10 protein-coding genes and 1 riboswitch are annotated in these 13,640 nt (G+C 72.7%); of the genes, 5 read left to right on the top strand and 5 right to left on the bottom strand.

All coding sequences use genetic code 11. The annotated features are described in order from the left end of the window. The first annotated feature begins 190 nt into the window (after positions 1-190). The gene (gene leuS, locus J2S44_RS09115; RefSeq protein WP_310410683.1) at positions 191-3,037 is read left to right on the top strand and encodes a leucine--tRNA ligase; all 2,847 of its coding nucleotides are present in this window, start codon (positions 191-193) and stop codon (positions 3,035-3,037) included. 129 nt (positions 3,038-3,166) lie between these two features. On the opposite strand, the gene J2S44_RS09110 is transcribed toward leuS, so the two are convergent. The 5 genes from J2S44_RS09110 to J2S44_RS09090 all read right to left on the bottom strand — a co-directional run bounded on the left by J2S44_RS09110 (position 3,167) and on the right by J2S44_RS09090 (position 9,199). Further along, the gene (locus J2S44_RS09110) at positions 3,167-4,711 is read right to left on the bottom strand and encodes an MFS transporter (RefSeq protein WP_310410681.1); all 1,545 of its coding nucleotides are present in this window, start codon (positions 4,709-4,711) and stop codon (positions 3,167-3,169) included. Then, the gene (locus J2S44_RS09105; protein ID WP_310410680.1) at positions 4,708-5,289 is read right to left on the bottom strand and encodes an ArsR/SmtB family transcription factor; all 582 of its coding nucleotides are present in this window, start codon (positions 5,287-5,289) and stop codon (positions 4,708-4,710) included. The genes J2S44_RS09110 and J2S44_RS09105 overlap by 4 nt, the downstream gene beginning before the upstream one ends. Positions 5,290-5,753: 464 nt before the next feature. Further along, positions 5,754-6,377, bottom strand: a complete 624-nt coding sequence (locus tag J2S44_RS09100) for a TVP38/TMEM64 family protein (RefSeq protein ID WP_310410678.1) — start codon at positions 6,375-6,377, stop codon at positions 5,754-5,756. 493 nt (positions 6,378-6,870) lie between these two features. Continuing rightward, on the bottom strand, positions 6,871-7,578 hold the full coding sequence (locus J2S44_RS09095) for a type 1 glutamine amidotransferase (protein WP_310429544.1): 708 nt from the start codon (positions 7,576-7,578) through the stop codon (positions 6,871-6,873). A gap of 400 nt (positions 7,579-7,978) precedes the next feature. Then, positions 7,979-9,199: a MurT ligase domain-containing protein gene (locus J2S44_RS09090; protein ID WP_310429542.1), complete on the bottom strand. Its 1,221-nt coding sequence runs from the start codon at positions 9,197-9,199 to the stop codon at positions 7,979-7,981. Between the two features lie 368 nt (positions 9,200-9,567). Then, positions 9,568-9,738, top strand: a riboswitch (cyclic di-AMP (ydaO/yuaA leader). A gap of 74 nt (positions 9,739-9,812) precedes the next feature. Between J2S44_RS09090 and J2S44_RS09085 the strand changes: the two genes are divergently transcribed. From J2S44_RS09085 to ftsL, 4 genes are all read left to right on the top strand, one after another. Continuing rightward, positions 9,813-10,256, top strand: a complete 444-nt coding sequence (locus J2S44_RS09085) for a C40 family peptidase (protein ID WP_310410676.1) — start codon at positions 9,813-9,815, stop codon at positions 10,254-10,256. 468 nt (positions 10,257-10,724) lie between these two features. Beyond that, entirely contained in the window at positions 10,725-11,156 is a 432-nt protein-coding gene (mraZ, locus tag J2S44_RS09080) for a division/cell wall cluster transcriptional repressor MraZ (RefSeq protein ID WP_307238742.1), read from the top strand. A 169-nt stretch (positions 11,157-11,325) separates the two neighbouring features. Further along, on the top strand, positions 11,326-12,402 hold the full coding sequence (rsmH, locus tag J2S44_RS09075; protein WP_310429540.1) for a 16S rRNA (cytosine(1402)-N(4))-methyltransferase RsmH: 1,077 nt from the start codon (positions 11,326-11,328) through the stop codon (positions 12,400-12,402). Positions 12,403-12,483: 81 nt separating this feature from the next. Then, the gene (gene ftsL / locus J2S44_RS09070; protein ID WP_310410673.1) at positions 12,484-13,638 is read left to right on the top strand and encodes a cell division protein FtsL; all 1,155 of its coding nucleotides are present in this window, start codon (positions 12,484-12,486) and stop codon (positions 13,636-13,638) included. Positions 13,639-13,640 lie beyond the last annotated feature (2 nt).

The following is a 13,640-nucleotide window of genomic DNA, read 5'->3' as shown; positions in this document are numbered from 1 at the left end:
CGTAATTACAGCGTGCTATCGGCAGGCGCGGCGCTATACTGCCGGTTATGACCGGGACCTTCCTGCTCCTTACCGAGCCGTGCTGATCCGACCACTGACGGATCGCACGGCCACCCCTCCTGCGTGAGGGGCTTTTTTATGCCCCGAGGAAGATGACTCCCGACATTCGTGACTTCTGAGGTGACTGACGATGAGTGAGCCAGCCGAGACCACGGCGGCGGATACCCCTCCGTTCCGGTACACGGCCGCGATGGCCGGCGAGATCGAGCTGCGGTGGCAGGACTTCTGGGAATCGCACGGCACGTTCGACGCGCCGAACCCGGTGGGCGAGCTGGCCGACGCGTCACACCCGCGCGCCGGCGCGCCCAAGCTGCACGTGCAGGACATGTTCCCCTACCCGTCCGGGTCCGGCCTGCACGTCGGCCACCCGCTGGGCTACATCGGCACCGACTGCTACACCCGTTACAAGCGGATGACCGGCTTCAACGTGCTGCACCCGATGGGCTTCGACGCGTTCGGCCTGCCAGCGGAGCAGTACGCGGTGCAGACCGGCACGCACCCGCGCGTCACCACCGAGGCGAACGTCGAGCGGTACCGGGCGCAGCTGCGCCGGCTGGGCCTGGCCTACGACAACCGCCGCACGTTCTCCACCACGGACGTGGACTACTACCGCTGGACCCAGTGGATCTTCCTGCAGGTCTTCAACTCCTGGTACGACCCGGAGCAGCGCAAGGCCCGGCCGATCGACGAGCTGATCTCGTCCTTCGAGTCGGGTACCCGCGCTCTGCCGGGCGGCGAGTCCTGGAGCGAGCTGGACGCGGCCGCCCGCCGCCGGATCATCGACGACCACCGCCTGGCGTACGTCTCCGAGGCGCCGGTCAACTGGTGCCCGGGCCTGGGCACCGTGCTGGCCAACGAGGAGGTCACGCCGGACGGGCGCAGTGAGCGCGGCAACTACCCGGTCTTCAAGCGCAGCCTGAAGCAGTGGATGATGCGGATCACCGCGTACGGCGACCGGCTGATCGAGGACCTGGACGGCCTGGACTGGCCGGAGCCGGTCAAGCTGATGCAGCGCAACTGGATCGGCCGCTCCCAGGGCGCGCACGTCGACTTCACCACCGAGTCCGGCGAGAAGATCACCGTCTTCACCACCCGGCCGGACACGCTGTTCGGCGCCACCTACATGGTGCTGGCGCCGGAGCACGAGCTGGTCCCGGCGCTGACCGCGGCGAGCTGGCCGGCCGGCACCCGGGACGCGTGGACCGGCGGGCACGCGACGCCGGCCGAGGCGGTCGCCGACTACCGGGCCAAGGCCGCGGCCAAGACCGACGAGGAGCGGCAGGCGGACGCGAAGGAGAAGACCGGCGTCTTCACCGGCGCGTACGCGGTCAACCCGGTCAACGGCGCGAAGGTGCCGGTCTTCATCGCGGACTACGTGCTGGCCGGCTACGGCACCGGCGCGATCATGGCGGTGCCGGCGCAGGACACCCGCGACTGGGAGTTCGCCGAGGCGTTCGACCTGGAGATCATCCGGACCGTGCAGCCCACCGAGGGCTGGGACGGCGGCGCGTTCACCGGCGACGGTCCGGCGATCAACTCGGCCCGCGCCGACGGCGACCTGGACCTGAACGGCCTGGGCGTCGCGGACGCCAAGGCCCGCATGATCGAGTGGCTGGAGAAGAACGGCCACGGCGCCGGCGCCACCACCTACCGCCTGCGCGACTGGCTGTTCAGCCGCCAGCGGTACTGGGGCGAGCCGTTCCCGATCGTCTACGACGAGACCGGCATGCCGGTGCCGCTGCCCGACTCGATGCTGCCGGTCGCGCTGCCGGAGGTCGCCGACTTCTCGCCGCGCACGTTCGACATGAACGACGCGGACAGCGAGCCGGAGACGCCGCTGTCCCGCGCCAAGGAGTGGGTCGAGGTCGAGCTGGACCTGGGCGACGGCCCGAAGCGCTACACCCGCGAGACCAACACCATGCCCCAATGGGCCGGCTCCTGCTGGTACGAGCTGCGCTACCTGGACCCGCACAACGACAAGGCGCTGGTCGACCCGGCCAACGAGGCGTACTGGATGGGCCCGCAGCGCGACGGCGACCCGGGGGGCGTCGACCTGTACGTCGGCGGCGTCGAGCACGCGGTGCTGCACCTGCTGTACGCCCGCTTCTGGCACAAGGTGCTGTTCGACCTGGGCCACGTGTCCTCGTACGAGCCGTTCCGGAAGCTGTTCAACCAGGGCTACATCCAGGCGTACGCGTACCGGGACGCCCGGGGCATCGCGGTCCCCGCGGACGAGGTCGTCGAGCGTGACGGTGCCTGGTTCCACAACGGTCAGCCGGTGACCCGCGAGTACGGCAAGATGGGCAAGGGCCTGAAGAACGTCGTCACGCCGGACGAGATGTGTGACACCTACGGCGCCGACACCTTCCGCGTCTACGAGATGGCGATGGGCCCGCTGGACGTGTCCCGCCCCTGGGACACCCGCGCGGTCGTCGGCTCGCAGCGGTTCCTGCAGCGCGCCTGGCGGCTGGTCGTCGACGAGGAGACCGGCGCGGTCCGGATCACCGAGGACCCGGCCGACGAGAAGACCCGGCGGCTGCTGCACAAGGTGATCGACGGCGTCCGCGGCGACATGGAGGAGCTGCGCTTCAACACCGCCATCGCCAAGCTGATCGAGCTGACCAACGGGCTGACCGGGCTGCCGGCCGCGCCGCGTGAGGCGATCGAGCCGCTGGTGCTGATGATGGCGCCGTTCGCGCCGCACATGGCAGAGGAGCTGTGGGGCAAGCTGGGCCACACCGGCTCGCTGACCTACGCGGACTTCCCGGTCGCGGACCCGGCGCTGCTGGTCGCGGAGACGGTCACGTACCCGATCCAGATCAACGGCAAGGTCCGCGGCAAGATCGAGGTCGCCGCCGACGCGGACGAGGCCACGGTACGGTCGGCCGCGCTGGCCGCGGTCGCGGAGAACCTGGGCGGCCGGGAGCCGCGCAAGGTGATCGTGGTGAAGGGCCGCATGGTCAGCGTCGTGCTGTAGTTCCTCCGTGGTGCTCGCGCCGGGCCGCCGGCGCGAGCACCACACCCCATGGCGTGGGCGGGGGATCCCGACCCCATGGCGTGGACGGGTGATCCCGCCGGCGTCCGGGCGGCCGGTGGGCGCCCGCACTCACACCGCGGTGAGGCGGTCGTCCCGCTCGGTGGCGTTCTGCTCGGTGGCGTTGGCCGGCCTGCCGGTGGTCTGCTCGTCGGTGCTGGCCCGCTCGTCACCGATGGCCTGCTCGTCGGTGGTGGTTCGCCCGCCGGCGGGGGAGGCCGCGGGTGCCGTGGGCAGGTCGCGGAGGTGCTTGAGCGGGCCGATGAAGAGCAGGCCGGTCGCGGCGACGATCGACGCCGCCATGATCCACATGGTGGGTCGCAGGCCCAGCGCGGTGCCGAGCGCGCCGCCGATCAGCGCGCCCACCGGGATCGCGCCGTAGTTCAGCAGCTGCATGCTGTTGATCACCCGGCCGAGCAGCCGGCGGGGCACGTACGCCTGCCGGAACGCGCCCTTGAGCACGTTGTTCGCCACCAGGCCGGTCGTCAGCACCAGGCCACCGACCACCGCCGGCGCCAGTCCAGCGCCCGGCCGGGCCAGCGGCACCAGCAGCGCGAACGGCGCGGTCAGCACCAGGACCGCGAGCATCGTGCGGGCGGTCCCGAACCGGCGGCCGAGCGGCCCCGCGACCGCGGCACCGGCGACGCCACCGGCCGAGATGATCGCGATCAGCAGACCGGCCACGCCGGGATCGGCGCCGTTCTCCCGCACCAGGAACAGCATCTGGATCGCGCTGTAGCCGTTCAGCGCCAGATTCGCGGCCGCGCCGTAGACCGTCATCACCCGCAGCAGCGGATCCCGCACCACGAACCGCAGCCCTTCGGCGATCGCCGCCATCCCGCTGTGCGCCGTGGCCTCGTCGCCCGGCGCGGTGCCGTCGTGTGACGTCGCCTCGTCGGTCGGCGTCGTCCCGCTGTGCGCCGTACCTCCGCCGGTCGTGGCCGCGTCGTGCGCCGTGGTTCCGCCGGGCGGCGTGGCTCCGCCGTGCGCCGGTGTGCTGGCGCCGCCCGGTGTGCCGGCGAGGGCCGGGGCGGTCCGCTGGGGTGTCGCCGGCTCGCGGTGCCGGACCGCGATCATGCAAGCCGCGGAGATCACGAAGGTGAGCGCGTCCACCAGCAGGCCGGCGACCGCGCCGAACACCTGCGCGATCAGGCCGCCGACACCGGGGCCGGCCACCTTCGCGGCCGAGTCCGCACCGACCAGACGCGCGTTGCCGGCGGCGAGCCGCTCGGCGGGCAGCAACTCGGCCAGGTAGACCTGGCCCGCGGTCTCGACGAACACCGACACCAGGCCGGTCAGCAACGCCACGACCAGCAGGTGGGCGATGGTCAGCACGCCCAGCCAGGCCGCGACCGGCACGCTGACGAACAGCGCGGCCGCCACCAGGTCGCTGGCGATCAGGATGTGCCGTCGCGACCGGGACCGGTCCACCAGCACGCCCGCCGGCAGCCCGGCCAGCAGCCACGGCAGCCACACCGCGGCCGCCAGCATCGCCACCTGGAACGTGCTCGCCTGCAACACCGTGATCGCGGCCAGCGGCAGCGCCACCGTGGTGACCGCACCGCCGAAGCGGCTCGTCGTCTGCCCGAGCCAGAACAGTCGAAAGTCCCTGGTCATCGGCCCGGCCGCCCCGGCACGCCGTGCGCGAAGACGTAGACCGGGCGTCGCTCCGCGCCGTCGTCCGGGATCTCCCGGGTGCGCCAGCGCTCGATCAGCCCGAGCAGGTCCGCCTCCAGCTCGGCCAGCTCGGCGGGCGTCAGCAGCAACCACTGGTCACCGCTGAACGGCGCCTCGCCCCAGTGCGCCCGCTCGTCGTCGCCCGCCGCGTACCACGCCCGGACGCGGGACACGTGGTAGTCCAGGTTCATCGACAGCGCGGCCTCCGCGACCGCCTCGGTCGCCGGGTCGTCCGCGAAGTCGGACGTGCTCCACCGCACCCCCCGGCTGACCAGCCGCCACCAGCGCTCCCGGCGGTCGCGGGCCAGCTCCGGCACCTCCTCGATCAGGCCGCACTCGCGCAGCACCTTGAGGTGGTGGCTGACGTTCCCGACGGCCTGACCGGTCGCCTCGGCCAGCACGCTCGCCGTGGCCGGCCCCTCCACCTTGAGCACGTCCATCAGCCGCCGTCGCAGCGGATGCGACAGCGCCGCCAGCACCCGTGGATCATCGACCTTCCGTACGCCATCGATCGTCATACCCCCACCCTGGCACGCACAAGAGCAGTTGTGCAAGACCTCTTGTGCATTAGACGGGTGCGCGTCCAGGAGAATCGGGGGCGCGGCGCTGGGGTTTTCGTGCCGATGTGGCGCGTTTTCGGCGCGGCCGATCGAGTACCTGAGCCGGCCAGGCTGGGAGCCGGCCGGGCCGGGATCCCGCCGGGCCGGAAGCCGCCGGGCCGCTAGGCGAGTCACGCTGGGAAGCCGGTCCGGCTGGGAGCCGGCCGGGCCGGAAAGCCGCCGACTGGGAAGATCGTCAGGCTGAAAGCCGGTCGAGCCGGGAGCCGGTCGAGCCGGTCGGGCTGGGAGCCGGTCGGGCTCGGAGCGGTCGGGCCGGTCGGGCTGGGAGCCCGTCGGGCTGGGAGTCGGTCGAGCTGATCGGGCTGGGAGCCGGTCGAGCCGGGAGCCCGGTCAGGTCGGGAAGCTCGTCGGGTCGGACGCCGTCAGGCCGGGACGGCGGCGCGGCGGGACGCGCGGCGCCAGCGGTAGACGATGGTGGAGGTGAGCAGGACGCCGCAGACGGCCGGGACGAACGTGACCGGGTTGACGTCGCCGGGCGTCATCACGGCGGCGCCGAGGACGGAGTAGCTGAAGGCGGACGGGGTCGAGGCGACCAGCGTGCCCAGCAGGTAGTGGTGGCGGCGTACGGACGTGGTGCCGTAGGCGTAGCCCATCAGGCCGAACGGGGCCAGCGGAAGCAGCCGAACCAGCAGGACGGCGGAGAAGCCGCGTCGGCTGAGCCAGCCGTCGAGGCGGTGCAGGCGGCCGCCGACCCGGGAGGCGAGGAGGCCGTGGCCGGCCCAGCGGCCGGCGAAGTAGGTGATCGTGGCCGCCAGCATCGCGGCGGTGATCGCGGCCGTGAAACCGAGCGCGGGACCGAGGAGCGCGCCGCAGGCCAGCGAGATCGCGGTCCGCGGCACGAGCACGGCCAGCAGCAGCGCGCCGACGCCGGCCATCACGAGCGCGGCGGCCCAGCCGAGCGAGCGGGCGGCGTCCTGGATCTCGTGCAGCGGGAGGGTGGCGGCCGAGGCGCCGAGCGCGGCGACCACCGCGACCAGTGCGGCCACGCGCAGTAGGCGCGCCTTCCGGCTGCGTCGCGGCGCGACCGGCACACCGGTCGGGGAATCCGTCGGACCGGCATCCGGCCCGGTCCGCGCGGAGGCCGGGAGACCGGCCGGAAGCGCGGCACCGGCCGGAAGCGCGGCACCGGCCGGAAGCGCGGAGTGCGCCGCAATCGCGGTATCGGCCGGAATCACCGCACCGGCGGGGAACGAGGAGTGCGCCGGAAGCGCGGCACCGGCCGGAGGCGAGGAGTGGGTCGGAAGCGCAGAGCCGGCCGGAAGCGCGGTGCTTTCGGTGCCCGGACGTGAGCGGGCGGACTGGAGCGGCATGGTGAGGCGTCGGCCGGTCTGCGGGCAGATCAGCAGGGGAGCGGCGGCGTCCGTCATGCAGTCTCCGATCGGTGCGTCCGGGGGCTGGGTGGGGCGTCGGGTCCGTAAAGCAGACCTATCGTCCGCCGGCCGTGGCTCCTGAGCGGAACCGCGACCGGCGGACGCCACGTCACTGCGGGTTCGGCCGGGCGGCCGCGAACCGCTCGTTGCGCAGGTTGTCGTGCCAGCTGTCGTCGACCGGCGGCAGCGTGTCGTAACCGGTCGCCCAGCGCAACAGTAGGTCGGCGATGGCCGGGTTGCGGGCCAGTGCCGGGCCGTGCGAGTAGGTACCGAGGATCTTGCCGCGCCAGGCGCCCTCGGTCTGGCCGTCGTTGCCGATGCCGACGCTGACCCGGGCCAGCGGCGAGACGGTCGGGCCGAGGTGGGTGCGGCCGCCGTGGTTCTCGAAGCCGGTCAGCCGCGGCAGGCCGAGGCGCGGGTCCACGTCGCCGGCGAGCTCGCCGACCGCGCGGCTCTCGCCCCGGTCCGAGTAGATGTCGATCAGCTCCAGGCCCTGGCACTTGGCACCCTTGGCGAAGAACGAGGTGCCGAGCAGTTGGTAACCGGCGCAGACCGCGAAGACCGCGGCGCCCTGGTTGACCGCGCGGTGCAGGCCGCCGTCGGTGTTCAGCCGCTGGGCCGCGAGCGCCTGCGGGCCGTCCTCGCCGCCGCCGATCAGGTAGATGTCCGCGTGCGTGGGCAGTGGCTGGTCGGAGCGCACCTCGATCGTCTCGACCGGGATGCCGCGCTGCTGTGCCCGCTTCGCCAGGATCAGCATGTTGCCGCGGTCGCCGTAGGTGGAGAGCAGGTCCGGGTACACCCACACCACGCGCACCACGCTGTCGCCGCCCGCGGCCTGCGGAGCCGGCTGCCCGCCCGGGACGACACCGCCGGATCCAGGACCCTGCTGCGGGTACGCCGTGGGCTGCGGCTGCCCGTAGACCGCCGGCTGCTGCGGCGGCGGCCCGTAGCCGGGCTGAGGCTGTCCATAGCCGGGCTGTGGCTGTCCATAGCCGGGCTGGGGCTGCCCGTAACCGGGCTGCGGCTGACCGTAGCCCGGCTGCTGCTCGTACCCCGGCTGCGGCTGACCGTAGCCGGGCTGCTGCGGTGGCTGCCCGTAGACCGGCTGCTGCTGCTCGTAGCCGGGCTGCGGCTGGCCGTAGGTGGGCGGCTGCTGCCCGTACCCCGGCTGCTGGGGTTGTTGTCCGTAGACCGGAGGCTGCTGGCTCCACTCCGGGTTAATTGACACGGTCAAGCTCCGCTCGGATGTCTTGGAAGGCGGTGTAGTTCGCGATGACCTCCAGGCGTCCCGGCGGCACGCTCGCGATCGCCTCCCCGAAGGTCTGTACGTGCCGGAACGGCACGTCGTTCACGTCGAGCCGGACCGCGAGGTCGTACGCCCGGTCGCCGGTGATCAGCACCTGGCGCCCGCGCAGCGGCGCGAAGTCGACGTCGAAGAGCCAGGACGTGTCCAGCCCGTCGGGGTCGCGCGCGTTGATGGAGAGCAGGGTGGGCGCGTTGTCCGCCATGTCGAACGCCTCCAGCCAGCTGGCCGGGTTCTTCGCCAGCAGCAGCCGGATGTTGCGCCCGTCCCGGTCGACCTGCGCGTACCGCCCGGCGACGGACGCGACCGAGGAGAGCGTCGGCACGGCCTGCAGCGGCCGGATGCCGAACGCGGCCGCGACCGCCAGCGCCGTGGCCGCGTTGCCGAGGTTGACCCGGCCGGGCAACTGCAGCCGGATCAGGTGCCAGGCGCCGGACGGATCCAGCACGCCGTCGTCCTCGACCACCCACTGCGGCGCGGGCCGGCGCAGCGGGCAGCCGGTGCACCACCACTGACCGTCCTGGCGCTCGATGGTGGAGCCGCACTCCGGGCACACCCAGGAGTCGTCCTGCCAGCGCTGGCCGGCGCTGAACCAGCTGACCGTGGGGGAGTTGCCGGCCGCCCAGACGATCATCGGGTCGTCCGCGTTGCCGACGATCGCGACCTCGGGGTGCTTGGCCAGCGTGGTGCGCCAGAGCTGGGCCATCATCGCCACCTCCTTGGCCCGGTCCAGCTGGTCCCGGGAGAGGTTGAGCAGCGCGATGACCCGGGGCCGGGTCTCCTCGATCACCTGGGGCAGGTAGTGCTCGTCCACCTCCAGCACCGCGTACGGCGTGTCGCCGGCCTTGGCCAGCGCGGAGGTGTGCCCGGTGGGCATGTTGGCGCCGAACGAGTTGGTCGCCACCGGGCCGAGAACGCCCAGCGCGGCCGCGGTCAGCCGGGTGGTGGTGGTCTTTCCGTTGGTGCCGGAGACCAGCGCGATGGCGCGGCCGGCGGCGAGGTGCTCGAGCAGGTCGGGATCGATCTTCAGACCGATCCAGCCACCGATCACGGACCCGTCGCCCCGCCCAGCCGCGCGGGAGAGCGCGGCGGCGGTGCGGGAGACCTGGGTCGCGACCTTGGCGCGGAGGGGCATGTTGCCTTGCGTCACCCGAGCGAGGTTACCGGACCGCGACCGCCGCACCATCGGCTCGTTCGGCCCCTTGCGGCCTGCCCGGTAGTACCTGTTGGGCACGCTGGCGTTATCCGCGGTGTGACCCTCGCCGGTGTGGGAAGCTTCACCGCGTTCGATATACGCAGAGTGATCAAGCGGGTCCGTGTGGTGCCGGAATATCGGGCACCCGACACGTCGGGGTCGAGGGCCGGGCATGCCAACCTCGGAGCGTGATCGGTCGATGGCCGGGGCGTGCTCCCGAGATCCGCTACAAACGATGAGCCGGTGCGCGATCCGCTCGCCGGCCGCGCCGACCGCGGGACACGCCGAACCCTGCCCGTCCCGGGCGACGCGACATTCCACCCAGCACATGGCATCGAGGGCAGGGACGGGGGAACCACCCGAAATCCGTACGACGGCTCGCTCGGCGGGCCTTGGGGTGAAGCCCGGCATCGCGCCGGGCCGGGCATCTTCGGCGCCCGAACCCGACAGCTAACCCCGCAGGCGCGCCGGAAGGAAACCTTTCGTGTCAGCGCACTCTCCGGTCCGGCCTGAGCGTCTCCGACAGCAGCCGGCCCGGCGCTTCACCCTGCCCGTGCGCGCCGCCCTGGCGGCCCTGGTCGGTCTCTGCGTCGCCGCGGGTCAACTGGCCGCTCCGGCACCCGCGGCCGCCGCGCCCGCGTCCGGGGCCGCCGCCGCGGTCGTGGCGCTCGCCAAGAGCCTCTCCGGCAAGCGGTACCGGGCCGGCGGTGCGAGCCCGAGCGGCTTCGACTGCTCCGGCTTCACGATGTACGTCTATCGCGAGGCGGCCGGGAAGAGGCTGCCGCACAACGCGAACCGCCAGCAGCGCGCCGGTGTCGCCGTGCCGAGGTCGCAGGCCCGGCCGGGAGACCTGCTGATCTTCCGCAAGGGCGCGCACGGCTACCACGCCGCGATCTACGCGGGCGGCGGCTACATGTACGACGCGCCCCGGCCGGGCGTCCGGGTGGGCAAGCACAAGATCTGGTCCCGCGCCTACGTGGTCCGCCGGGTCGTCTGATCCGCCGTGGTGAAGGGCTCCGCCGATGTCCGGCGGGGCCCTTCTCGTGTTTCACAGGGCACTGGCAGCCGGTCCGCAGGCGTCGCACAGCGCCCACGCACGGAGATCATCTCGCCACCCCACGTGTGCGCCCAATCCCTCCACTTCCCTCCACGCAATCGTCCGCACGCCTGCACGGCACGGGAAAACCACCCGAAAAATGCCGATAAAAGGTGCGCGAAGCGCGTCGATCCGAACGGATGTCGGAAAGCAGACGGCCCCGGAGGGCCAAAGCCCTCCACCTCGGGCAACCCTTTGTGACGTGCTGTTTTGCACTCCCGCACCCCTTGACTAGGCGCCGTTTCCGGTTGCGGGTGGAGGGAAGTGGAGTAAAGTGGGGCCACATGGCGGGGTCGTGGAGAGCCCGCCGGCCCGAGTGATCAGCGGCACCGCGAATGCCGCCGGCAAGGGCGAGGGGGTGACGCCGCGATGTTTCTCGGCACGCACACTCCGCGCCTGGACGACAAGGGCCGGCTGATCCTCCCGGCCAAGTTCCGGGACGAGCTGGCGGGAGGTGTCGTGATCACCAAAGGGCAGGAGCGCTGCCTCTACGTCTTCCCGATGCCCGAGTTCCAGCGGATCTCGGAGGAGCTGCGGGCCGCACCGATGACGCACAAGGCGGCGCGGGCCTACAGCCGGGTCTTCTTCGCCAGCGCGCACGACGAGGTGCCGGACCGGCAGGGCCGGGTCACCATCCCGGTGCTGCTGCGGGAATACGCGCAGCTCGACCGCGAGCTCGTCGTGATCGGCGCCAGCACCCGGGTGGAGATCTGGGACAAGCAGGCCTGGGAGACGTATCTCGCGGAGAGCGAGGACGACTTCGCCGACATCGGGGAGGGGGTGCTGCCCGGCGGGCTGTAGTCGACGGGAAACCCGTACTGCGAGATCTCCAGCCGCTCGGCGCTCCTGGCACCCCTTCCCCGGTGTCAGGCGCGACGGTGGTGACGCCAAGAGGGCGGATGGGGATCTGGCGGTACGGTCTTCGTCGCACTGCTGGCGGGCATTGCGTGAAACGAATCGTCACCAGGTGATGGGGGTCGACATGGGGGTGCCCGAGCCGGAGCTCGTGGCCGCGGGTCGCGAGTGGCAGGCACGGGGCACGCATGTGCCCGTGCTGCTGGAGCGGTGCCTGGCACTGCTCGCCCCCGCGCTGGCCGGCGACTCGCCGGTCTATGTGGACACGACCCTGGGTCTCGGCGGGCACGCCGAGGCGATCCTGACCGCGAACCCACGGCTGACGCTGATCGGCCTGGACCGGGACACGGAGGCGCTGGAGCACTCGCGCCGCCGGCTGGACCGGTTCGCCGATCGCACCCACCTGGTGCACGCGGTCTCCAGCGAGCTGCCCGACGTGCTCGAGCGGCTCGGATACGAGCAGATCGACGGCGCTCTGTTCGACCTCGGCGTCTCCTCGTTGCAGCTCGACGCGCCCGATCGCGGGTTCGCCTACGCCCAGGACGCTCCGCTGGACATGCGGATGGACCAGGGCCGCGGCCTCACCGCGGAGGACGTCGTCAACGACTACGAACCGGGCGCGCTGGTACGGGTGCTGCGGGTGTACGGCGAGGAGAAGTTCGCCACCCGCATCGTCTCCGCGATCGTCCGGGAGCGGGGGCGCTCCCGGATCACGTCCACGGCCCGGCTCGCCGAGCTGGTGCGGGACTCGATCCCGGCCCCGGCGCGACGAACCGGTGGAAACCCAGCCAAAAGAACGTTTCAAGCACTGCGTATCGAGGTAAATGGCGAACTCGCCGCCCTCGAAGCGGCGTTACCGGCGGCTCTCGACGTGCTGGCACCGGGCGGACGAGTGGTCGTCATGTCCTACCAGTCACTCGAGGACCGCATCGTCAAGCAGGCGTTCGCGGCGCGAGCCCGGAGCACCGGACCGATCGACCTCCCGGTCGAGCTGCCCGGCACCGGGCCCACGCTGCGATTGATCACCCGAGGTGCGGAGCCGCCCACCGAGGAGGAGGTCGCGGAGAACCCGCGGGCCGCCTCGGTCAAGCTGCGCGCCGCGGAACGCATCGCCGGTGCGGACACCGGGACCGGACGCGAACGGTCCAGGAGGTCACGCCGGCCCGGCGCGGGGGCGCCGGAGTCGTCTTAGGACGGCGCAGGCGGCGGGGACCGGGCAGGGCCCCCGCCGTCGAAGGGGAACGACGGGACGAAGACATCAAGGGGGAGGGACATGAACGTCAACAAGCGCGACCGGGGCGACCTCGGCACCGGGCGCGAGACGGTGCAGCGCGCACCGCGGTCGGGGGGCCGGACCGCGGCGCAGTGGGCACCGGCCGAGGGCACGCCGCGATCCGGCGGCCAGGAGGCGATCGTCCGTGGCATCGGGGCCGGGCGGCGCGCGGAGCGACTCAACGGGGCACGCGGCCGGGGGGCCGCCGCACCGTCCGTTCCGGATCGTGACACCGCGGACCAGGGGGGTCCGCACCGCATCGAGCGGCTGAGCTCGCTGGAGCGCATCGAGCGGCGGGAGCGGGCCGCCGCGGCGGAGTCCGCCGCGCCGTCCACCGTCGACCGTCCGGCGCGCCGGACCCGCGACGACCGCCCGGCGCGGGACGACCGTGCGGCGCGGGACGACCGTGCCGTCCGGGACGACCGCTCCGCGCGCGGCGAGCGTGCCGTCCGGGACGAGCGCCCGGCACGGGACGAGCGCCCGGCGCGCGCCGAGCGTGACCTGCGGGTCGAGCGGATCGACCGGGCCGACCGGGCCACGGGCCGGGGCGCGGGTGGCTCCCGCACCGCCGGCTCCCGTGCCGCCGGCTCGCGCGGTCCGTCGCCGCGCGTCCAGGCCGGTGCGCCGGCCCGCCGGCCCGCCCGGGCGACACCGTCGTCCGAGCCGGTCGACCTGTCGGCGGCGCGGGGCCGCCGGTTCGAGACCGAGGGCAGCGCCGCCCTGCAGCCCGAGGAGATCCACGTCCTGGTGGAGCCGGCCGAGCCGGTGCACGAGGAGCCGCCGGCACCCCGGCTGCGCGTCACGCCGCCCCGGCCGGTGGCGGTGCCGCGCGCGCCGTTCATCGCCGGGATCCTGGTCACCGTGGTGGCGGGCGTGGTCGGCATCCTGCTGATCAACACGCAGACGAACCAGAACGCGTTCCGGCTGGACGAGCTGCAGAAGCAGCAGGCCGCGCTCGACGTGCAGCAGCAGGAGCTGGAGAAGCAGATCGAGGAGTACGAGTCCCCGAACTACCTGATCGCCCACGCGAAGAAGCTGGGGCTGGTCCAGGCGGAGGAGCCGGCCTTCATCGAGCTGCCGAACGGCAAGATCATCGGAGTGCCGAAGCCGGCCGGTGGCGAGCCCGCGATCACCAGCCAGGAGAGCGGACGGTAACG

Origin of the sequence: Catenuloplanes niger (assembly GCF_031458255.1) — a bacterium.
GTDB classification, from domain to species: Bacteria; Actinomycetota; Actinomycetes; order Mycobacteriales; family Micromonosporaceae; genus Catenuloplanes; species Catenuloplanes niger.
This window is presented reverse-complemented; position numbering and strand designations above follow the sequence as displayed.